Source organism: Azospirillum sp. OGB3 (assembly GCF_014192915.1).
GTDB lineage: Bacteria > Pseudomonadota > Alphaproteobacteria > Azospirillales > Azospirillaceae > Azospirillum.
In genome coordinates this window covers 595,486-615,092 of sequence record NZ_JACHYN010000001.1, presented here as the reverse complement: position 1 = coordinate 615,092, position 19,607 = coordinate 595,486, and the positions used below count along the sequence as shown (strand labels likewise).

At 70.6% G+C, this 19,607-nt stretch carries 20 protein-coding genes; 7 read left to right on the top strand and 13 right to left on the bottom strand.

What is annotated here, in order from left to right; all coding sequences use genetic code 11:
* Positions 1 to 9: 9 nt before the first annotated feature.
* The gene (locus tag FHW79_RS02910) at positions 10 to 1,638 is read left to right on the top strand and encodes an ABC-F family ATP-binding cassette domain-containing protein (RefSeq protein WP_183177560.1); all 1,629 of its coding nucleotides are present in this window, start codon (positions 10 to 12) and stop codon (positions 1,636 to 1,638) included.
* Here the strand turns inward: FHW79_RS02910 and FHW79_RS02905 are convergent.
* The 6 genes from FHW79_RS02905 to FHW79_RS02880 all read right to left on the bottom strand — a co-directional run bounded on the left by FHW79_RS02905 (position 1,598) and on the right by FHW79_RS02880 (position 7,333).
* Positions 1,598 to 3,139: a PAS domain S-box protein gene (locus FHW79_RS02905; RefSeq protein WP_183177559.1), complete on the bottom strand. Its 1,542-nt coding sequence runs from the start codon at positions 3,137 to 3,139 to the stop codon at positions 1,598 to 1,600. The genes FHW79_RS02910 and FHW79_RS02905 overlap by 41 nt on opposite strands.
* A gap of 166 nt (positions 3,140 to 3,305) precedes the next feature.
* Complete coding sequence (locus FHW79_RS02900) at positions 3,306 to 3,710, bottom strand: helix-turn-helix transcriptional regulator (protein WP_183177558.1); 405 nt, start codon at positions 3,708 to 3,710, stop codon at positions 3,306 to 3,308.
* A 12-nt stretch (positions 3,711 to 3,722) separates the two neighbouring features.
* Positions 3,723 to 4,295, bottom strand: a complete 573-nt coding sequence (locus FHW79_RS02895) for a Smr/MutS family protein (RefSeq protein ID WP_183177557.1) — start codon at positions 4,293 to 4,295, stop codon at positions 3,723 to 3,725.
* A 122-nt stretch (positions 4,296 to 4,417) separates the two neighbouring features.
* Positions 4,418 to 5,104, bottom strand: a complete 687-nt coding sequence (locus FHW79_RS02890; RefSeq protein WP_183177556.1) for an LUD domain-containing protein — start codon at positions 5,102 to 5,104, stop codon at positions 4,418 to 4,420.
* 2 nt (positions 5,105 to 5,106) lie between these two features.
* Positions 5,107 to 6,543, bottom strand: coding sequence for a LutB/LldF family L-lactate oxidation iron-sulfur protein (locus tag FHW79_RS02885; protein ID WP_183177555.1), 1,437 nt, complete (start codon positions 6,541 to 6,543; stop codon positions 5,107 to 5,109).
* Positions 6,544 to 6,547: 4 nt separating this feature from the next.
* Complete coding sequence (locus tag FHW79_RS02880) at positions 6,548 to 7,333, bottom strand: (Fe-S)-binding protein (protein ID WP_183177554.1); 786 nt, start codon at positions 7,331 to 7,333, stop codon at positions 6,548 to 6,550.
* A 340-nt stretch (positions 7,334 to 7,673) separates the two neighbouring features.
* Between FHW79_RS02880 and FHW79_RS33185 the strand changes: the two genes are divergently transcribed.
* A complete protein-coding gene (locus FHW79_RS33185) occupies positions 7,674 to 8,987 on the top strand; it encodes a methyl-accepting chemotaxis protein (RefSeq protein ID WP_183177553.1) in 1,314 nt (437 codons plus the stop codon).
* A gap of 60 nt (positions 8,988 to 9,047) precedes the next feature.
* Here the strand turns inward: FHW79_RS33185 and FHW79_RS02870 are convergent, their stop codons facing one another.
* Entirely contained in the window at positions 9,048 to 9,647 is a 600-nt protein-coding gene (locus tag FHW79_RS02870) for a LysE/ArgO family amino acid transporter (RefSeq protein ID WP_183177552.1), read from the bottom strand.
* 95 nt (positions 9,648 to 9,742) lie between these two features.
* Between FHW79_RS02870 and FHW79_RS02865 the strand changes: the two genes are divergently transcribed.
* Positions 9,743 to 10,627: a LysR family transcriptional regulator ArgP gene (locus FHW79_RS02865; protein ID WP_183177551.1), complete on the top strand. Its 885-nt coding sequence runs from the start codon at positions 9,743 to 9,745 to the stop codon at positions 10,625 to 10,627.
* Positions 10,628 to 10,744: 117 nt separating this feature from the next.
* Here FHW79_RS02865 and znuB read toward each other — a convergent pair whose 3' ends face one another.
* Positions 10,745 to 11,533 carry a zinc ABC transporter permease subunit ZnuB gene (gene znuB, locus FHW79_RS02860; protein ID WP_038530258.1) on the bottom strand — a complete coding sequence of 263 codons (789 nt, stop codon included), beginning with the start codon at positions 11,531 to 11,533 and terminating at the stop codon, positions 10,745 to 10,747.
* Entirely contained in the window at positions 11,526 to 12,287 is a 762-nt protein-coding gene (gene znuC / locus FHW79_RS02855; protein WP_183177729.1) for a zinc ABC transporter ATP-binding protein ZnuC, read from the bottom strand. The genes znuB and znuC overlap by 8 nt, the downstream gene beginning before the upstream one ends.
* 152 nt (positions 12,288 to 12,439) lie before the next feature.
* Here znuC and znuA point away from each other — a divergent pair, with 152 nt between their 5' ends.
* The gene (gene znuA, locus FHW79_RS02850; protein ID WP_183177550.1) at positions 12,440 to 13,408 is read left to right on the top strand and encodes a zinc ABC transporter substrate-binding protein ZnuA; all 969 of its coding nucleotides are present in this window, start codon (positions 12,440 to 12,442) and stop codon (positions 13,406 to 13,408) included.
* Between the two features lie 71 nt (positions 13,409 to 13,479).
* Positions 13,480 to 14,277: a 4-hydroxy-tetrahydrodipicolinate reductase gene (gene dapB / locus FHW79_RS02845; RefSeq protein WP_183177549.1), complete on the top strand. Its 798-nt coding sequence runs from the start codon at positions 13,480 to 13,482 to the stop codon at positions 14,275 to 14,277.
* Between the two features lie 4 nt (positions 14,278 to 14,281).
* Here the strand turns inward: dapB and FHW79_RS02840 are convergent, their stop codons facing one another.
* A complete protein-coding gene (locus tag FHW79_RS02840) occupies positions 14,282 to 15,169 on the bottom strand; it encodes a methylated-DNA--[protein]-cysteine S-methyltransferase (protein WP_183177548.1) in 888 nt (295 codons plus the stop codon).
* A gap of 87 nt (positions 15,170 to 15,256) precedes the next feature.
* The gene (locus FHW79_RS02835) at positions 15,257 to 15,799 is read right to left on the bottom strand and encodes a DUF2244 domain-containing protein (protein WP_183177547.1); all 543 of its coding nucleotides are present in this window, start codon (positions 15,797 to 15,799) and stop codon (positions 15,257 to 15,259) included.
* Between the two features lie 70 nt (positions 15,800 to 15,869).
* Between FHW79_RS02835 and nth the strand changes: the two genes are divergently transcribed.
* Positions 15,870 to 16,529 carry an endonuclease III gene (nth, locus tag FHW79_RS02830; RefSeq protein WP_200479181.1) on the top strand — a complete coding sequence of 220 codons (660 nt, stop codon included), beginning with the start codon at positions 15,870 to 15,872 and terminating at the stop codon, positions 16,527 to 16,529.
* 112 nt (positions 16,530 to 16,641) lie between these two features.
* On the opposite strand, the gene FHW79_RS02825 is transcribed toward nth, so the two are convergent.
* Together FHW79_RS02825 and FHW79_RS02820 are read right to left on the bottom strand one after the other, a co-directional pair.
* Positions 16,642 to 17,469 (bottom strand): polymer-forming cytoskeletal protein, encoded by an 828-nt coding sequence (locus tag FHW79_RS02825; RefSeq protein ID WP_183177546.1) that lies wholly within the window; start codon positions 17,467 to 17,469, stop codon positions 16,642 to 16,644.
* Positions 17,470 to 17,661: 192 nt separating this feature from the next.
* A complete protein-coding gene (locus tag FHW79_RS02820; protein WP_183177545.1) occupies positions 17,662 to 18,366 on the bottom strand; it encodes an EI24 domain-containing protein in 705 nt (234 codons plus the stop codon).
* A gap of 188 nt (positions 18,367 to 18,554) precedes the next feature.
* Between FHW79_RS02820 and FHW79_RS02815 the strand changes: the two genes are divergently transcribed.
* Positions 18,555 to 19,553 (top strand): adenosine kinase, encoded by a 999-nt coding sequence (locus FHW79_RS02815; protein ID WP_183177544.1) that lies wholly within the window; start codon positions 18,555 to 18,557, stop codon positions 19,551 to 19,553.
* Positions 19,554 to 19,607: the final 54 nt, after the last annotated feature.

The following is a 19,607-nucleotide window of genomic DNA, read 5'->3' as shown; positions in this document are numbered from 1 at the left end:
TCCGCGTCCATGCCTGCTTCCATCACACCGCCCGCCATCACCCTGGCGAACCTCTCCTGGTCCACGCCTGACGGGCGTCCCGTCCTATCCGACATCAGCCTGGGGTTCGGCCTTGAACGGACCGGGCTCGTCGGACGCAACGGCACCGGGAAATCGACTCTTCTCAAGCTGATGACGGGCGCGCTGCGTCCGCAATCCGGAACGGTGTCCGTCCGCGGCAGCCTGGGACTCCTGAATCAAAACCTGTCGGTGAGGCCGGACGACACGGTCGCCGGCCTGTTCGGCGCGACCGCCATGCTGGATCTGCTGCGCCGCGCCGAGCGGGGCGATGCGGACATTGACGCGCTGGCCGAGGTGGATTGGACGCTGGAGGGCCGCATCCGGTCGGCGCTCGGCCGGGTGGGTCTGGACGCGGAGCCCGAGACGCCGCTGACCCGCCTGTCCGGCGGGCAGCGCACGCGCGCCGCCTTGGCGGCGGCGATCTTCCCGGAGCCCGACGTCCTGCTGCTGGACGAGCCGACCAACGATCTCGACCACGAGGGGCGGGAGGCGGTCATCGGGCTTCTGGCTTCCTGGCGGGCCGGGGCGGTAGTGGTCAGCCACGACCGGAACCTGCTCGACCGCATGGACGCCATCGTCGAGCTGACCTCCCTCGGCGCCACCCGCTACGGCGGAAACTGGAGCCATTACCGCGCCGCCCGGGCGCTGGCCCTCGACGCCGCCCGCCACGATCTGGCGGATGCCGAGAAACGCGTGGCGGAGGCAGCCCGGACGGCGCAGGCCACCGCCGAACGCAAGGCGCGCAAGGACCGGGCGGGCCAGCGGAAGGCGGCGAAAGGCGACCTGCCGCGCATCCTCCTCGGCGGCCGGAAGGAGCGCAGCGAGGCCACCGGCGGCGACAACGCCCGCCGCGCCACGCAGCAGAAGGCCGACGCGCTCGACGCCGTGGCCGCCGCCCGCGCGCGCATCGAAGTCCTTCAGCCGTTGTCGGTCGTGCTGCCGCCCACCGGCCTTCCGCCCGGCCGGACCGTGCTGGCGCTCGACGGCGTCACCGCCGGCTATGAAGCGGGAAGGCCGGTCGTCCGCGACCTGTCCCTCACCATCACCGGGCCGGAGCGCGTCGCCGTCACCGGACCCAACGGGTCGGGCAAGACGACGCTGCTGGGACTCGTCGCCGGCCATCGCACCCCGTGGTCCGGGACGGTCCGCGTCGTTGCCGGCGCCGTCATGCTCGATCAGCGGGTGAGCCTTCTCGATCCGTCGGAGACGATCCTGGAGAATTTCCGGCGCCTCAACCCGCGGGAAGGGGAGAACGCCTGCCGGGCGTCGCTGGCCCGCTTCATGTTCCGCGCCGACGCCGCATTGCAACGCGTCTCGATCCTCAGCGGCGGGCAGACGTTGCGCGCCGGCCTCGCCTGCGTCCTCGGCGGCGCCGTTCCTCCGCCCCTCCTGATCCTGGACGAGCCGACCAACCACCTGGACATCGACTCCATCGAGGCCGTGGAAGCCGGGCTGCGCGCCTATGACGGGGCGCTGCTCGTGGTCAGCCACGACGAGGCCTTCCTCGACGCCATCGGCATAACGCGCCGGCTGGACCTCACCAATCGGTCAGGAAGCGGTCCTTCGGCAGGTGGATGACGACCGACGTGCCGGCCCCCTCCAGCGAGCGGATCTCCAGCCGGCCGCCGTGCCGCTCCACCAGCGACTTGGCGATGGACAGGCCCAGCCCGATCCCCTCGAACCGGCGGGCCAGCGAAGAATCGCCCTGGAAGAAGGGCTGGAAGACGGTCTCCAGCCGGTCCTCCGGGATGCCGACGCCGCTGTCGAACACCTCGGCGACCAGGGCGCCCGTGGAATCCACGCGGGCCGACACGCCGACGCGCCCGCCTTCCGGTGTGAACTTGATGGCGTTGGACAGGAGATGCAGCAGCACCTGCTTCAGCGCCCGCGGGTCGGCCAGCAGGGGCGGCAGCTCGCTGGCGATGTCGGCCTCGACGTGCAGCTTGCCGCGCTCCGCCCGCTTGGCGACCAGACGGACGCAGGACACCACCACGTCGCGGAAGTCGCAGAGCGCCTCCTCCAGATCGACCTGACCGGCCTCGATGGTGGCCATCTCCAGCAGGTCGTTGATGTTGGCCAGCAGCAGCTCGCCCGACCGTTTGATCTCCGCCGCGAAGTTGACGTACATGGGGTTTTCCAGCGACCCCAGCATCTGCTGGTGGATCACGTCGGCGAAGCCCAGGATGCCGTTCAGCGGGGTGCGCAGCTCGTGGCTCATGTTGGAAAGGAAGGCGGTCTTGGCGCGGTTGGCCAGCTCCGCCGCCTCCTTGGCCTCGATCAGCGCCTGTTCGGCCGCCTTGAAGGCGCTGAGGTCGCGCAGCATCGCGACGAAGACATGGAATCCCGGCAGATCGATCTCCGACAGGGACAGCCAGACGACCATGGCGGTGCCGTCCCGCCGCAGGACGGTCACCTCCCGCCCGACGCCGATGACCTGCCGCACCCCGTTTTCCTTGTAACGGCGCATGTAGGCACCGTGCTGCACGGCCTCCTCCGGCGGCATCAGGACGGCGATGTGCCGACCGGTCAGCTCGTCCGGGCTGTAGCCGAGAAGCAGTTCCGCCGCCTGGTTGGCGGCCAGGATGACACCGCGGGCGTCCACGGTCAGGATGGTTTCGACCGCCTGTTCCACGATGGCGCGGTTGCGCGCCTCGCTGCGCTGGAGTTCCTCGTCGGCGGCGCGGGCGGTCGTCACGTCCTCCATCACCGCGGCCAGCGCCCGCACCCGCCCGTCTGGCCCGTGCAGGCAGGACGGGCGCATGGCGGCGCGCATCACCCCGCCGTCGGCGCGCAGGAACCGCTTTTCGAAGGGGGCGGGCGCCGCTTCGCCCCGCACCACCCGGCCGAAGCGCAGGCTTTCCCAGGCCCAGTCCTCCGGATGGGTGACGTCGGCCAGATGCCGCCCGGCCATGTCTAGCGGCCGGTATCCCAGGCTGCGGGCGAAGGCGGGGTTGGCGGCGAGAATGCGCCCGTCCGGCCCGGCCACGAGCATGCCGACCGACGCGCCGTCGAAGATGGTGCGGAACAGGGCGTCCGTAACGCCGTCCCCCGGCATGACGGACCCGACCTCGGCGGTCATGTGATAATCCCGTCTGGTCAAGCCTGGATGCGGGGCATCCCGGAGGGGATGGTACGGGATTCGCCGCGGCGAAAGCGAACGCGAAACGTCCGGTTGCCAACGCCGAAGGTGCGACCGATTAACCCACAAGGCAAATCAGGGCGTTGCGACGCTCCCGCCGACGGTTCTAGCGCCGCCGCACCGCTGCCCGCCGCCGTACCGCCGCACCGCCGCGGGCCGGCGCCTCGTCCAGCAGCAGCAGCAGCCGGTCCAGCGTCCCGTCGTCCAGGTCGTGGATGCGCTCGGCCAGACGGTTGGCCAGCTCGGTCGCCTTCGGGTTGAGCCCGGCGGTGTCCACCGTCACCCGCGGGTGGGACAGGGCGGCCAGCCGCTCAAGCTCCTCCGCCTCGTCCCAGATGATGCCGAAATAGGCGCAGATCTGCCGGACGAGCTGGGCGGAGGGCTGGCCCCGCTTGCCGTGCTCCAGCGCCGACAGATAGGCCGAGGAGATGTGCAGGTCGGCCGCCATCTGCTTGAGCGTCACGCTCTTGCCCTCGCGCAGCGCGCGGACCCGTTCGCCGAAGGGTGTCATGGCGGCCCCGTCCTATCGGTGATGGTCGCGCCGCCGCTTGACGAGGACGTACAGCGCCCCCTCGCCACCGTGGCGGGGCTGCGCCGGGCGCACCGCCAGCACCATCGGGCGCAGGGCGGCGTCGGCCAGCCAGCGCGGCACCGACTGGCGCAGCACGCCGGCCCCGCCGGTGTAGGTGCCCTTGCCGGTGATGACCAGCACGCAGCGCCGCCCCTCGTGCCAGGCGCGGTGGACGAAGCCGGACAGGGCGCCATGGGCCTGGGCCTGACTCATCCCGTGCAGGTCGATGCGCCCGTCGATCTCCATCTCGCCGCGCGCGAAGCGGTCGGCGGTGCGGCGGTCGATGTTGTCGAGGTTGCCGACCTTCAGCGGCGGCTGCGACGGGCGCCCGCCTTTCGGCACGCCGCCGCGCGGCGGCAAGGTGGGGGGCGGGGAGGCGGTGGTGGCGACCGGTTCCGGCTCGCCCGCGGAAGCGGTGGGGGGATCGGGGTCCTCGATGGTCCGGCCCGGCATCGGCTCCGCGTCGCGCATGGCGATCCGCCACAGCCGCCGTTCCTCGGTGGAGACCGAGCGGCGGCGGCTCATCGCAGGAACCTCGGCGCGGCCCGTCCGGGCGCGCGGGTCGAAGGGCAGGGCGGATCAAACACGGTGAAACAGGGGTTCCGGCACGGACAACGCTCCGATAAACCCTTGAACGCTCAACCGTGTCAATCCTCCACCAGCAGAATGTGAAGACGCCGCGGCCCGTGGGCGCCCAGCTCGATCCGCATCTCGATGTCGCCGGTCCGCGACGGCCCGGTGATGAAGTTGACGGTGCGGGGCAGGGCGCCGTTTGCGCCACCCTCTCCACCGGCGGCACGCAGCCGGTCCCAGGCGTCCTCCATGGTGCCGACGATCTGGCCGCGCTTCAGCACGACGATGTGGGTGTCGGGCAGGAAGTTCAGCGTGGTCGGCCGCTCGGCTCCGGACAGCAGCATCAGCGTGCCGGTTTCCGCCACCCCGGCGAAGGCGCCGGTCAGCGACGCGCCGTCGCTGTCGCGGGCGCGCCCCTTGGTCACGGTCAGGGTCGGGCGCCGGTCCCAGGGGATGGCGTCCAGGGCGGCGTCCGGGGCGACGCGGAGCTCGGCGGGCAGGTTCAGCCCGGCCAGATAGTCGGCCACCGCCCCCGGCACGTCCTCCATCCCGCCCAGCAACTCCACGGTGGCGGACACCTCCGTCGCCATGGCGGCGAACAGCTCGACCTGCTCGTCGTGGGGACGCTGGGCGCGGGCCGGGATCAGGTTGCGCGGGTGGGTGGCGAGCCTTTGGCGCGCCTCCTCGGACCCTTCGGCGGAGTTCAGCGCCTTGCGGATGCCGCCCAGGATCTGGGCGCGGGCGGAGCCGGTGTCGGCCATGGTCAGCGCGTCCCCTTCTTTTCGGCCGCTTTCTTCTCGGCCCACATCTGTTGGAAGGTCCTGCCCTCCGGCGCCGGCATGTCGCGGTGTCGCGTCCAGCCCTGGGCCAGCGGCAGGCGGGCGAAGCGCCCCGTGCCGCGTCCCAGCATCCCCAGCGCCCGCACCGCCATGCGGGTGGCGGCGTGGTAGAGCGCCGGGCGCCGCGCGAACCAGCCCCACAGGGCCAGCCCCCGGCGCATGGCGGCGGGCTGGAGGTTCTGCTCGAACTCCTTTTCCCGCCAGTGGCGCATCATCTTGGGCAGGGGGATGCGCATCGGGCAGACCGCCTCGCACCGCCCGCAGAAGGTCGAGGCGTTGGGCAGGTGCCCGGCCTCCTTCACCCCCAGCAGCGCGGGCTGCATCACCGACCCGATCGGCCCCGGATAGACCCAGCCGTAGGCGTGACCGCCGACCGATCCGTAGACGGGACAGTGGTTCATGCAGGCGCCGCAGCGGATGCAGCGCAGCACGTCCTGGAACTCGGTGCCGAGCAGCGCCGACCGCCCGTTGTCGAGCAGCACGACGTGGAACTCCTCCGGCCCGTCGAGGTCGCCGGGGCGGCGCGGCCCGGTGGAGAAGGTTGTGTAGGCCGACGCCTCTTGGCCCGTCGCGGAGCGCGCCAGCAGGCGCAGCACCAGGGCGGCGTCCTCCAGCGTCGGCACCACCTTGTCGATGGTGGCGATCACCACATGGACGCGGGGCAGGATCTGCGTCAGGTCGCCGTTGCCCTCGTTGGTGACGATGACGGTCGAGCCCGTTTCCGCCACCATGATGTTGGCGCCGGTGATGCCGACGTCGGCCTGCTGGAACTTGCGGCGCAGCACCTGCCGCGCCTCGGCGATCAGCACCTTGGGCTCGTCCAGCACGCGGTCCGCCGGCAGGTCGGTGTGGGCCTGGCGGAAGGTGCCCTCCACGTCCGCCTTGGACAGGTGGAAGGCCGGGGCGATGATGTGGCTGGGCGGCTCGCGGCGGAGCTGGATGATGTATTCGCCCAGATCCGTCTCGATGGGGGTCAGGCCGTTGGCCTCCAAGTAGTCGTTGATCCCGATTTCCTCGGAGATCATCGACTTGCCCTTGGTGACGGTCTTCGCCCCGACCTTGCGGCAGATGCCCAGGATGGCGTCGCGCGCCTCCTGGTCGGTGCGGCACCAGTGGACATGGCCGCCCTGCTCGGTGACCTTGCCCTCGAAGGCCTCCAGATAGGTGTCGAGGTTGGCCAGGACGTGGTTCTTCAGGTCGCGGCCCTGGTCGCGGAGATCCTCGAACTCCGGCAGCCGGTCGGCGGCCTGCTTGCGGCGGTTGACGAAACCGGCCGGCGCGATGGCCAGGACCTTCTGAAGCCGCTCGTCGCTCAGCGCCTTGCGGGCGTTTTCGGGGAAGGCGTGGGTGGTCGGCTGCATGGCGTTATGCCCTCCCACCTTTTATGGGCTCACCGATGGGAGGGGTGTCGGTGACGCCGGCCAGGACCTCCGCGACATGGCGGACACGGACGGCGGAGCCCTCGCGCTTCAGCTTGCCGGCCATGTTCAGCAGGCAGCCCATGTCGCCGGCCAGCAGCGTGTCGGCCTTGGTGCCCGCGATGTCCGCGGTCTTGGCCTCGACCATGCGGTTGGAGATGTCCGGATACTTGACGCAGAAGGTGCCGCCGAAGCCGCAGCAGACCTCCGCCCCGGGAAGCTCGTTCAGCGTCAGCCCCTCGACCTTGGCCAGCAGGCGGCGCGGCTGCTCCTTGACGCCCAGCTCGCGCAGGCCGGAGCAGCTGTCGTGGTAGGTGATCGTGCCGTCGTAGCGTGCGCCGGTGTCCGTCACCCCCAGCACGTCGGTCAGGAAGGACACCAATTCATGCGTGCGCGCCGACAGATGCCGGGCGCGCGCCGCCCAGGCCGGATCGTCGGCCAGAAGCTCCGGATAATGCTTGCGGATCTGCCCGGCGCAGGAACCGGAGGGGACGACCACATGGTCGAACCCCTCGAAGGCGGCGATGGTGCTGCGGGCGAGATCGCGGGCGGTGGCGCGGTCGCCCGCGTTGAAGGCGGGCTGGCCGCAGCAGGTCTGGGAGGCCGGCACCTCGACCGTGCAGCCGGCGTCCTCCAGCAGCTTCACCGCGGCGAAGCCGACCGTCGGGCGGTAGACATCGACGAGGCAGGTGACGAACAGCCCCACTTTGGGGGCGGGGCGGGTGTCGGCCATGGTGTCCTGTTCTTCTTGTGTGCTGATCCCCTTCACGCTGGCGACTGTAGGTCGTCCTGTGGGGGATGGCAACGGGCCGGGCCGGTGGCGCCCGGTCACGGTGCGCCGCTGGTCGAAGGGTCTCTGCACAACCAAAAGTAAAAAGATCGAACATACAGAAAGTGAAACAAACAATGGGGCGGGCACGCTTTCTGTTTCAAAAAGATGGAAAACGTTTTTACCAAAATGAAATCTAAATGCACATATCATCCGTATACGAAAACAGACCGGCCGATCAATACGGTCATGGGGATCGTCTGGAAGTTGTAGCGATTATCGTGTGAGGGGAGGGGGCAAGTCGATGAGTCTGATGGGATTTTTCCGGGGTGGGTCCAAGGACGGCAACGGGCGCGGCGCTGAACTGGCCGAGCTGACCGAAGCGCTCGACCTCTACGGCAACCACGCCGGCGTCGGGCTGTGGGACGCGGTGTTCCACAACGGCGACCCGGCGCATCCGCAGAGCCGCTGGACCTGGTCCGGGCAGTTCCGCCGCCTGCTCGGCTTCGAGGGGGAGCAGGATTTCCCGAACCTGATGACCTCCTGGTCGGACCGCCTGCACCCGGACGACAGCGCCCCGACCTTCGCCGCCTTCGGCGCCTTCCTGGCTGACGCCAGCGGCCGCACGCCCTTCAACGTGCGCTACCGCGTGAAGATGCGCGACGGCTCCTACCGCTGGTTCCGCGCCATCGGCGGCTGCCGGCGCAACGCGGCCGGCGTGGCGCTGCGCGCCTGCGGCTCGCTGATCGACGTCCAGGAGGAGGAGGAGATGCGCCAGCGCGCCGGTTCCCTCGCCGCCGACTTCGACGCCAAGGTCAGGAGCGTGGTGCAGGCGGTGTCCGGCAGCTCATCCGACATGCAGGGCGTGTCCCGCCAGCTCGGCGCGCTGTCTGAGCGGTCGACCCGCCAGAGCGCGGAGGCGGCCAGCGCCACCGCCCAGGCGGCGTCCAACGTCCAGGCGGTCGCCGCGGCGGCGGAGCAGCTTTCCGCCTCCATCGGGGAAATCGGCCAGCAGGTCGAGCGGTCGGTCGCCATCGCCCGCGAGGCGGTGTCGCGCACCGAGCAGATCGGCGGCACCGCCGACAGCCTCGCCCAGTCGGCGCAGCTCATCGGCGACGTGGTGAAGCTGATCCAGGGCATCGCCGGCCAGACCAACCTGCTGGCGCTCAACGCCACCATCGAAGCGGCGCGGGCCGGCGAAGCGGGCAAGGGCTTCGCCGTGGTGGCGAGCGAGGTGAAGAGCCTCGCCAACCAGACGGCCAAGGCGACCGAGGACATCTCCGCCCAGATCGCCGGCATCCAGGCGGCGACCAACCAGACGATCGGCGCCATCCAGGGCATCGGCGAGACGATCCGGTCGATCAACGAAATCTCCACCACCATCGCCTCGGCCGTGCAGGAACAGGCGGCGGCGACGCAGGAGATTTCCAACAACGTCGCCCAGGCCGCCCGCGGCACCGACGAGATCGCCCGCAGCATCGAGGCGGTCAGCGTCGCGGCGAACGAGACGGCGCAGGCCTCCACCCTCGTCATCCGCTCCTCGTCCGACCTGTCCGGCCAGTCCGACAGCCTGAAGCATCAGGTCGAGACGTTCCTGCAGGCGCTGAAGGCGTCCTGACGGGCAACCGGCGCGGGGAAGGGGGGGCCCTGCGCCGGCCCTTGGGGACGATGCTTCGGCTCAGGCCACCAGAGTCACCGCGATCGTGCACATGACGACGCCGATGCCGGTGTCGAGCGCCCGCCACGCGCCGGGCCGGGCGAAGACGGGCCGCAGCAGGCGCGCACCAAAACCCAGCGCGAAGAAGAACAGGACGGACGCGGTCATCGCCCCGAGCGCGAAGGCGTGCTTGCCCTCGGCGAACTGGGTGGACACCGACCCGACCAGCACCACCGTATCGAGATAGACGTGCGGGTTCAGCCAGGTCAGCGCCAGGCAGGTCGCCAACGTCGCGCCGAGCCCCGCCGGAACCGCCGAAGCCGGGTCCAGCGCGCCGCCCGCCCGCCAGGCCGAGCGGAAGCTGCGCAGCCCGTAGACCAGCAGGAAGGCCGCCCCGGCGTAGCGGGTGGCCGTCTCCAGCCAGGGCAGCCAGCGGGCGGCCTGGGCGAAGCCGCCGACCCCGGCCAGGATCAGCAGGGCGTCCGACACCGCGCAGGTCGCGCAGACGGCCAGCACATGCTCCCCGCGCAGGCCCTGGCGCAGCACGAAGGCGTTTTGCGCGCCGATGGCGACGATCAGGCTGAGCCCCAGAAGAAGGCCGGGAAGAAAGGCGGAGAACATGGCGGCCTCGCATGGTGAAAGAGCCCGTTCTCCTATCACCGCCGTCCGGATTAGAATAACTAAAGTCCCTTATCCCGATTAAGGAACGCTAATCCATGCTCGACTACGCCCTGCTTGCCGCGCTGGCCGCGGTCGTCCGCACCGGCAGTTTTGAGCGGGCGGCGGCGCAGCTTCACGTCACGCCCTCCGCCGTGTCGCAGCGGGTGAAGCTGCTGGAGGAGCGGACGGGGACGATCCTGGTGGTGCGCGGATCGCCCTGCACCGGCACCCCCGCCGGGCTGCGGCTGAGCCAGCACGCGGAGCGGGTGGCCCTGCTGGAGAGCGAACTGCGGGATGGGCTTCCCGGCTTGCCCCAGGACGGGCCGGCGGTGGCGGTGCGCATGGCGGTCAACGCCGACAGCCTCGCCACTTGGTTCGTCGCGGCGATGGCCGGGACGCCGGACGTGCTGTTCGACCTCGTCCTCGACGACCAGGAGCACAGCGCCGACTGGCTGCGCCGGGGAGAGGTGCTGGCGGCGGTGACGGCGAGCGCCCAGCCGGTGCAGGGCTGCGACAGCACCCCGCTGGGGGCCTTGCGCTACGTGGCGACGGCCAGCCCGGGCTTCCTGCGCCGGCATTTCCCCGATGGGGTGGTGATGGCGGCTTTGGCGCGCGCGCCGCGCCTGACCTACAACAGCAAGGACCGCCTGCAGACGCAGTGGACCCGGCAGGCCTTCGGGGTGGAGATCGCCTCGCCGACCCACTGGATGCCCTCCACCCACGCCTTCGTGGACGCGGCGCTGGCCGGGCTCGGCTGGGGCATGAATCCGGAGCCGCTGGTCGCCGGGGCCCTGCGCGACGGGCGGCTGGTGGCGCTGGTGCCGGACCAGCCGCTCGACGTGCCGCTGTTCTGGCAGCGCAGCCGCATCGCCAGCCGCACCCTGGCCGACATCACGCGCTCGGTGTTGACGACGGCGCGCGCCCAGTTGACGCAAGTGTGACGCCTGAAGCGGATTGAGATTCGCTTTGGACCGCGACGGCGGTCCCGGTCGCACATGCGACCGGAGCCCGCCGGCGAATGAGGCGATGTAAACCGCTGAAGCGAACGGAAGTTCGCTTCAGCGGTTCGCCGCCGGCACCATCATGCTGGCCAGGAAGAGGGCGGCGGCAGCGACCACGATGCTCGGCCCGCCCGGCAGGTCCCAGTTCAGCGAGGAGAGCAGGCCGCCCAGCACCGCGGCGATCCCGAAGACCGAGGCCAGGGCGGCCATCGCCTCCGGCGTGCGGGAAAAGCGGCGGGCCGCCGCTGCCGGGATGATGAGGAGCGAGGTGATCAGCAGGATGCCGACGATCTTCATCGCCGCCGCGATCACCAGCGCGATCAGCAGCATGAAGGCCAGCCGCAGCGCTTCCACCGGCATGCCCTCGACCCGCGCCAGATCCTCGTCCACCGTCACCGCCAGCAGCCGCCGCCACAGCAGCAGCAGCCCGCCCAGCGCCGCCGCGCCGCCGGTGTAGATCCAGGCCAGATCGCCGGTGGTGACGCTGAGGATGTCGCCGAACAGATAGGCGACCAGATCGACGCGCAGCGTCTCCAGGAAGGCGATGGCGACGAGGCCCAATGACAGCGACGAATGCGACAGGATGCCCAGCACGGTGTCCGTGGCCAGCGCGCGGCGCCGCTGCAGCCCGACCAGCGCCAGCGCCAGCGCGACGCAGACCCCGACCACGCCGATCAGCGGGTTGACGCCCAGCAGGAAGCCCAGCGCCACCCCGAGCAGGGCGGAATGGGCCAGCGTGTCGCCGAAATAGGCCATGCGCCGCCACACCACGAAGGAGCCCAGCGGACCGGCGACCAGCGCGATGCCGCAGCCGGCGGCCAGCGCGCGCAGAACGAAGTCATCCATGGCAGCAGTCCCCGTCATGGCCGGGCACCACGGCGCCGTCGCTGGCGTGCGCGTGGTCGTGATGGTGGACATAGACGGCCAGCGCGTCGGCGTGGCCGCCGAACAGGGCGCGGTATTCCGGATGGCGCCGCACGTCCTCCGGCGCGCCCTGGCAGCAGACATGGCCGTTCAGGCAGAGCACGCGGTCGGTGCGGGCCATCACCGTGTGCAGGTCGTGACTGACCAGAAGCACGCCGCAGCCGCGGGTGCGGCGCAGCGTCTCGATGCGCCCGAACAGCTCGGCCTGCCCATGGACGTCCACCGCCTGGTCGGGCTCGTCGAGCACCAGAAGCTCGGGATCGCCGAGCAGGGCGCGGGCCAGCAGCACCCGCTGCATCTCGCCGCCGGACACCGTCTGCACCGGGCTGGCGGCGAGGTGGGAGACGCCGGCCTCCTCCAGCGCGGCGGTGATGCGCGCGTCGGTCACCGGACGCCACAGCGCCAGGAAGCGGCGGACCGTCAGCGGCAGGGTCGCGTCGACCGTCAGGCGCTGCGGCATGTAGCCGATGCGCAGGCCTCGGCGGCGCTCCACCACCCCGGACGAGGCGCGGACGAGGCCCAGCACGGCGCGCACCAGCGTCGTCTTGCCCGCACCGTTGGGGCCGATCAGCGTGACGATCTCGCCGGGCCGCACCTCCAGGTCCACGCGGTCGAGGATCGTCCGCCCGCCCAGACGCACCGTCAGGCCCTTGGTGTCGACCAGGGAAGGGGCCAGGGACGGGATCGGCGAACGGGCCGCGTGGGGGGCCGCGTGATGGGCTCCGTGATGGATTGACATGTTATGTTATAACGTGACATTGCTGGCAATGAAGACAGCTATGCGCCGGAAAGACCTGGCTGTCCAGTCAGACGATGAGGAACCCACCCATGCGTGCCGCGATGCGTCCCCTGCCAATCCTTGCCCTGGCTGCAACCCTCGCCGCCGGCCCGGCCTTGGCCGAAGCGCCGAGGGTCGTCGCCTCGATCAAGCCGGTCCATTCCCTGGTCGCCGCGGTGATGGAGGGGGTGGCGGAGCCGGCGTTGATCGTGCGTGGCGCGGCGTCCCCCCACACCTACGCCATGAAGCCGTCGGACGCGAAGGCCCTGGCCGCCGCCGACCTCGTCTTCTGGATCGGGCCGGAGCTGGAGGGCTTCCTCGAAAAGCCGGTGACGGCGAACGCGAAGAAGGCCACGTCCGTCACGCTGCTGGAGGCGCCGGGCGTCACCCTGCTCGACGCCCGCGAGGGCGGCGCCTGGGAGGCCCACGACCATGGGCATGAGCACAAGCATGACCACGGGCACGACGACAAGCACGACCATGAGGACGGGCACGGGCATGACGAGGTGAACACCCACATCTGGCTCTCCCCCGCCAACGCCCGCGCCATGGTCGCGGCGATCGCCGAGGCGCTGTCGGCCAAGGACCCGGCCAACGCCACCACCTACACGGCCAACGCCGAGCGCACCGCCCGCTCCATCGACGCGCTGGATGCCGAGTTGAAGGCAACGCTCGCCCCGGTGGCCGCCAAGCCCTTCGTCGTCTTCCACGACGCCTACCAGTATTTCGAGGCGCAGTACGGCCTGAACGGCGTCGGCGCCATCACCGTCAATCCGGAACGCCGCCCCTCGGCCAAGCGGCTGTCGGAGATCCGCGCCAAGATCGGCGGCCTCGGCGCCGCCTGCGTCTTCGCCGAACCGCAGTTCGAACCGGCTCTGGTCAACACCATCGTCGAGGGCACCCCGGCGAAGAAGGGCGTGCTCGACCCCGAAGGGGCGGACCTGAAGGACGGCCCTGGCCTCTACCCCGCGCTGATGCGCAGCATCGCCGCGTCGCTGAAGGACTGCCTGGGGTCCTGACCCTTCTCGGCGCTTAAGCCCCGCCCCCGGCTGTGCTAGACCCGTGTCGGAATTCTCCCAGGGAGGCAGGCATGAAGATCGGGGTCGTCGGGTGCGCGGGACGCATGGGGCAGATGCTGGTGCGCGAGATCGCCGCCACGCCGGGCTGCACGCTGGCCGGCGGCACGGAGCGGGTGGGCGGCCCCGCGCTCGGCAAGGACATCGGCGTCCTCGCCGGCCTTGAACCGTTGGGGGTCGTCGCCATCGAGGACACGGCGGCGCTGTTCGCCGAGGCGGACGCGGTCATCGACTTCACCAGCCCCGACGCCAGCGTCCGCCACGCGGCGCTGGCCGCCCAGTCGGAAACGGTGCTGGTCATCGGCACGACCGGCATCGGCCCGGCCCAGCAGGAGGCCATCGCCCAGGCCGCCACCCACACCCCGATCGTCCAGTCGCCGAACATGTCGCTGGGCGTCAACCTGCTGCTGGCGCTGGTCGAGCAGGTCGGCCGCGCGCTGGGCGACGACTACGACATCGACATCCTGGAGATGCACCACCGCAACAAGGTGGACGCTCCCTCGGGCACCGCGCTCGGCCTCGGCCGGGCGGCGGCGGCGGGGCGCGGGGTGGCGCTGGAGGATGTCTGGCAGAAGGTCCGCGACGGCCACACCGGCGTCCGCCCGCGCGGCGAGATCGGCTTCGCCACGCTGCGCGGCGGCGACGTCATCGGCGACCACACGGTGGTCTTCGCCGCCGAGGGCGAGCGGGTCGAGCTGACCCACAAGGCGTCGGGCCGCCAGATCTACGCCAAGGGCGCGGTCCGCGCGGCGCTGTGGGCCAACGACAAGCAGCCGGGCCTCTACAGCATGAAGGACGTGCTGGGGATGTGATCCCTCAGGCTGCCGCCTCGTCTTCCGGCATGGCGTGCCCCTGCTCCCAGGCGAGCAGGGCGCGCTTGCGGGGGACGCCGTAGCGGTAGTTGTGGATGATCCCCGACTTCTGGATCACCCGGTGGCAGGGGATCAGCACGCAGACCGGGTTGCGCCCCACCGCTGCCCCCACCGCCCGCATGGCGGTCGGCTGGCCGATGGCGCGGGCCACGTCCTCGTAGGACACGACGGCGCCGGAGGGGATGCGCAGCAGCGCCTCCCACACCTTGATCTGGAAATTGGTGCCCTTCATCAGCAGGCGCAGCGGCTCGCCTCCTGCGGAACCGTCCCAGCGGAAGGCGCGGGCGGCGACCGGGCGGGTGGCGTCGGCATCCTCGACCAGGCGGGCGGCTGGCCAGGCGGCGGCCATCTCGGCCAGCGCGTCGCGCCCGTCCTCCTCCTCGGCGAAGCTCAGCCAGCAGACGCCGCGCTCGGTGGCGGCGACCAGCGATGGGCCGAAGGGGGTGGGGTGCAGGCCCCAGCGGATGGTCAGCCCACCGCCGAGCGCCTTGTACTCGCCCGGCGTCATCGCCTCGCAGGCGACGAACAGATCGTGCAGCCGCGACGGGCCGGACAGCCCGACGTCCAGCGCCACGTCCAGCACGCTCTGGTTCTCGACGAGCAGCCGCTTGGCGTTGTCCAGCGTCAGGAACTGCAGGAAGCGCTTCGGGCTGATCCCCGCCCATTGGGTGAACAGCCGCTGGAAATGGAAAGGGCTCATGCCGGCGACCGCGGCCAGCTCATCCAGTCCCGGCTGGTCCTGCCAATGGTCCACAAGATGGCGGATGGCGGAGGCGATGGCGCGGTGGCGCCGCGCGTCAATAGGGTCTTCGGTGGGGTTCAGGCACGGCATGGCGTTCTCTCCCAGGCTCCATGACCGGCGCAGGATGCGCCGCCGGAGCGGGCCGACCAACCCGTTTCTTGCGCATTCCTTCGGCAGTCAGGGCACCGGTTCGGGATGGCAGGGGGGGCTGCGCCAGCGCGCCAGCGCGCCGCGCAGCGCCTGGGCGAAGTCCGCCCGCTCGTCCGGAGTCAGGAAGGCGCCGACCGCCACCGACTGCCCGTGCGAGGAGAGGGTCACCCGGCCGCCGTGCCGGGACGGGCCGTCCAGGGTGACGCGCAGCCAGTTGGGCTGAAGGCTCCACCGCCGCTCCGGCTTGTTCCAGGCGACGCGCTGGACGGTCAGGTCGGCGTCGGTCAGGCGCACCCGCTCGTACAGCCGGGCGGCGCGGTTGTTGACGCGGAAGGCCAGCCAGAGGATCACCACGTCCAGCCCGCAGAAGGGCACCACCGGCCACGCCCCGTTGGCGGCAAAGATCCCGGCGATCAGCAGGTTGACGAGGATCACCACCCCCATCAGAACGCGGTACCCGTGCCGCCCCAGGCTGCGGTGCGGGTGCAGGATCGCGTCGAAGAAGACGCGGGAAGCCGGGGGCAGGGCCGGGAATGAGGCCGGGGACGGGGTATGACGGGTGATGGTCATGCAGACAAACTGGTGCGCATCGGGCGCGCCGTCCACCCGGCGTGTTTGCAAGAACAACCGGGGTCCCGCTATGCTGCGCGCCATGAAGCCCGCCGCCGTCCAGGAATTCTTCCGCCGCCTCAGCGCCGCCAACCCGGAGCCGAAGAGCGAGCTGGAATACATCAACCCCTACACGCTCCTGGTCGCCGTCGTGCTGTCGGCCCAGGCCACCGATGTCGGCGTCAACAAGGCCACCGGCCCGCTGTTCCAGATCGTCACCACGCCGCAGCAGATGGTCGATCTGGGGGAGGAGCGGCTGCGCGGCTACATCAAGACCATCGGCCTGTTCAACACCAAGGCCAAGAACGTCATCCGGCTGTCGGAAATCCTGGTCGCCCAGTATGGCGGCGAGGTGCCGCGCGACCGCGAGGCGCTGGAAACCCTGCCCGGGGTCGGGCGCAAGACCGCCAACGTGGTGCTGAACGTCGCCTTCGGGGAGGAGACCATCGCGGTGGACACCCACATCTTCCGCGTCGGCAACCGTACCGGCCTCGCACCCGGCAAGACGCCCGACGCGGTGGAGGCCAAGCTGCTGAAGGTGGTCCCCAAGGCCTACCGCCGGCACGCCCACCACTGGCTGATCCTGCACGGCCGCTACGTCTGCAAGGCCCGCAAGCCCGACTGCCTCGTCTGCCCGGTCAGCGACCTGTGCGGCTTCAAGGACAAGGTTCTGCCGGCCGCCGTGGTGTGAGCGGCAAGCTGTGATGTTTCCCGTGAAACGCCGGAAGAACTCCGCAAAAAGAAAAAGCCCGGCGAAGGGTGATCCCCGCCGGGCCTGTTCGCGAAACCGCGTTTAACGGCGTTTAGCCGTCGACCACGATGGGGTCGAGCGCTGCCGATGCCGGTGCCGGGGCCGCTTCCGCCGGGGCGGCGGGGATAGCGGCGGGCTTGGCCGCCGGGGTGTATTTGCCGATCTCGCCATTCAGCAGGGCGCCGGCCTCCACCGCCAGCTCGCCGTACTTGATCGAGCCGTTGATCTTGCCGGTGGAGCGCACGGTCAGGCGGCCGCGCACGATGATGTCGCCCTCGAAGCGGCCGCCGATGTCGGCCTCGTCGATCTCCACGGCGCCCTTGAACAGGCCGGTCTCGGCGATCTCGATGGACCGCCCGTCGCGCAGCTTGGCCTCCACCGTGCCTTCCACGACCAGGATGTCGCAGGACCCGATCTCACCGTTCAGCGAGATGTCGCGGCCGACGATCAGGCGGCGCTGGTCGCTGGCCAGCGGGGCGGCGGGCGGCGGGGCGACCGGCGCGGGGGCCGTGGCGGGGGCGGCGGCCGGGGCGCCATACCCCTCGGGACGGCGCGGCGCGGCACCCGGCAGGTCGACGGTGCGGCGCGGAATGTCCGTCGGCTTGTAGCTCGAACCGGGGATCGGGGCGCCGGCCGGCGGCTTCGGGGTGCTCGTGTTCATCTCGGGTCCCTTGGAGGAAATCGGCTCGGGTTGCGGCGTGCGGGCGGCCGGGGTGTGGCCGGCCGGCGGATTCGCCGCGGACGGGTTGCTCAGGGAGGCGAGCGGCGACACCGCCGCCGCGGGTTCGGCGGCGCCCGCCTGCGGTGCGGCCGGGGTGGCCGGGTCGGCGCTTTGGGTCTTCGGCGCACCGACGGGCGGATTCTTTCGTCCGAACAGCATGAACGTTGATCCCCAGGTCAGTCAGGTCGTGACAGTTGGCAGGTCATTGAAGTCGGGTCATCGGAGGCGGTGACGCATGACCGGGCCCGACCGACAGCAGCCAAAAGACCACCCCGCCGGGGTAACACGGTCATCCGGCCGGCCGCAAGTGGGCTTTGGTGCACGGTCGGGGCCGCGCCGCACAGCGGTCCGTCACGCCCCTTCCCGGCGGGGAAGGCCCGCGTCAGACCGCGTCATGGCCCCCGTCATGGAATGGTAGACATGGACCATGAAAGCGCTCGCGATCACCGGCACCAGCAGGTTGACGAAAGGAATTGTCGAAAGAAAGGCAATTACCGCGCCAGCCAAAAATGGTTTCAACGGGCTGGAGCGCCGCAGAAACCCCGCCTCCTTCCGTTCCATCCGCCGGATCGCCACCATCTCGAAATATTCGCGGCCGAGAAGATAGCCGTTGGCGGTGTAGAAAATCAGCAGGTTCAACCCCGGCACCATCAGATACAGGGGCAGGGCGAACAGATTGACCAGCAGGACGATGGCAAAAAAGCGCAGTGCGGTCAGCAGTTCTTCGCCAAGGCCGGTCTGGCGGGGCGGCGGCAACTGGGGATAGTGGCGCCGCTCCACCGCCTGCACCACCTCGTCCAGGAAGAAGCTGGACACCATGCCGACCGTGGCGGGGAACAGCACCCAGGCCAGCAGCAGGACGGCAAGCCCGCCCAGCACGTCCAGCACCCCGTCCACCCAGGCGTAGCCGGTCAGCGCCGTGTGGAACAGCGCCCACCACACCGCCCCGGCCAGCAGGGCGAAGGCGGTGATGGCGGACAGCACGCCGATCCACACGACACGGCGGGACGCCGGGTCGGAAAGCTGTCCGATGGCGAGAAGCAGGGCGCGGATCATCCGGACTCTCTTTCGATGGGGCCGATGCGGCTGGGCGACGCTTATCTACGACGGCGGGCCGCTTCGTTCCAGGGGGCCTTGCGCCGCGCTTGAGATGTGAAGGCGGGCCGCTATACTCGCGCCCGGTTTGCTTCCACGGTCCAGACCCCGCCTTTCCCAGCATTTCCCCAGCATTTCAAGGAGCGCCCATGGCCACGGCCGAATTCGACGTCACCGGCATCGGCAACGCCATCGTCGACGTGATCGCCCATGCCGACGACGCCTTTCTCACGGCCAACGGCATCGAGAAGGGCGCGATGACGCTGATCGACGCCGCCCGCGCCGAGGAGCTGTACGGCCGCATGGGCCCGGGCATCGAGGTGTCGGGCGGTTCCGCCGGCAACACCATGGCCGGCATCGCCTCGCTGGGCGGCAAGGGCGCCTACATCGGCAAGGTCCACGGCGACCAGCTCGGCCAGGTGTTCCGCCACGACATCCGCGCCGCCGGCGTGCATTTCGAGACGGCGGCCGGCCATGGCGGCGCCCCGACCGCCCGCTGCCTGATCCTGGTGACGCCGGACGCCCAGCGTTCCATGAACACCTTCCTCGGCGCCTGCGTGGAGCTGGGGCCGGAGGACATCGACGAGGCGCTGATCGCCAACTCGCAGGTCACCTATCTGGAAGGCTATCTGTGGGACCCGCCCCGCGCCAAGGAGGCCTTCCGGAAGGCCGCCGCGACCGCCCACGGCGCCGGGCGCAAGGTGTCGCTCTCGCTGTCCGACAGCTTCTGCGTCCACCGCCACCACGCGGAGTTCCTGGACCTCGTCGAGGGCCATGTCGACATCCTGTTCGCCAACGAGCATGAGATCACCGCCCTCTACAAGACCGACCGCTTCGAGGACGCGCTGGAGGCGGTGAAGCGCCTCGGCAAGACCGCCGCCCTGACGCGCAGCGAGAAGGGCGCCGTCATCGTTTCCGGTGGCGAGGTGGTCGAGGTTCCCGCATCTCCGGTGGCCCGCGTGGTCGACACCACCGGGGCCGGCGACCTCTACGCCGCCGGCTTCCTCTACGGCTTCACCCGCGGCATGGCTCCGGCGGTCTGCGGTCGCATCGGCGCGCTGGCCGCGGCGGAGATCATCAGCCATGTCGGCGCCCGTCCGGACGTCGTGCTGGCCGATCTGCTTAAGGACGCGGGCGTTCCGGCCTAATTGCCGGAACAGCGCCTGTACGGTATAAGCTGGCGGACCTTCCCGTCCGCCGGC

Bases quoted from the DNA above. Each gene is read 5' to 3' on its own strand.
- FHW79_RS02910 (WP_183177560.1), top strand. From the start codon at position 10: ATGCCTGCTTCCATCACACCGCCCGCCATCACCCTGGCGAACCTCTCC.
- FHW79_RS02840 (WP_183177548.1), bottom strand. From the start codon at position 15,169: ATGCCGTGCCTGAACCCCACCGAAGACCCTATTGACGCGCGGCGCCAC.
- nth (WP_200479181.1), top strand. From the start codon at position 15,870: ATGCTGCGCGCCATGAAGCCCGCCGCCGTCCAGGAATTCTTCCGCCGC.
- FHW79_RS02885 (WP_183177555.1), bottom strand. From the start codon at position 6,543: ATGCAGCCGACCACCCACGCCTTCCCCGAAAACGCCCGCAAGGCGCTG.
- FHW79_RS33185 (WP_183177553.1), top strand. From the start codon at position 7,674: ATGAGTCTGATGGGATTTTTCCGGGGTGGGTCCAAGGACGGCAACGGG.
- FHW79_RS02825 (WP_183177546.1), bottom strand. From the start codon at position 17,469: ATGCTGTTCGGACGAAAGAATCCGCCCGTCGGTGCGCCGAAGACCCAA.
- FHW79_RS02815 (WP_183177544.1), top strand. From the start codon at position 18,555: ATGGCCACGGCCGAATTCGACGTCACCGGCATCGGCAACGCCATCGTC.
- FHW79_RS02820 (WP_183177545.1), bottom strand. From the start codon at position 18,366: ATGATCCGCGCCCTGCTTCTCGCCATCGGACAGCTTTCCGACCCGGCG.
- znuB (WP_038530258.1), bottom strand. From the start codon at position 11,533: ATGGATGACTTCGTTCTGCGCGCGCTGGCCGCCGGCTGCGGCATCGCG.
- FHW79_RS02865 (WP_183177551.1), top strand. From the start codon at position 9,743: ATGCTCGACTACGCCCTGCTTGCCGCGCTGGCCGCGGTCGTCCGCACC.
- FHW79_RS02890 (WP_183177556.1), bottom strand. From the start codon at position 5,104: ATGGCCGACACCGGCTCCGCCCGCGCCCAGATCCTGGGCGGCATCCGC.
- znuA (WP_183177550.1), top strand. From the start codon at position 12,440: ATGCGTGCCGCGATGCGTCCCCTGCCAATCCTTGCCCTGGCTGCAACC.
- FHW79_RS02900 (WP_183177558.1), bottom strand. From the start codon at position 3,710: ATGACACCCTTCGGCGAACGGGTCCGCGCGCTGCGCGAGGGCAAGAGC.
- FHW79_RS02835 (WP_183177547.1), bottom strand. From the start codon at position 15,799: ATGACCATCACCCGTCATACCCCGTCCCCGGCCTCATTCCCGGCCCTG.
- FHW79_RS02880 (WP_183177554.1), bottom strand. From the start codon at position 7,333: ATGGCCGACACCCGCCCCGCCCCCAAAGTGGGGCTGTTCGTCACCTGC.
- dapB (WP_183177549.1), top strand. From the start codon at position 13,480: ATGAAGATCGGGGTCGTCGGGTGCGCGGGACGCATGGGGCAGATGCTG.
- FHW79_RS02870 (WP_183177552.1), bottom strand. From the start codon at position 9,647: ATGTTCTCCGCCTTTCTTCCCGGCCTTCTTCTGGGGCTCAGCCTGATC.
- FHW79_RS02895 (WP_183177557.1), bottom strand. From the start codon at position 4,295: ATGAGCCGCCGCCGCTCGGTCTCCACCGAGGAACGGCGGCTGTGGCGG.
- FHW79_RS02905 (WP_183177559.1), bottom strand. From the start codon at position 3,139: ATGACCGCCGAGGTCGGGTCCGTCATGCCGGGGGACGGCGTTACGGAC.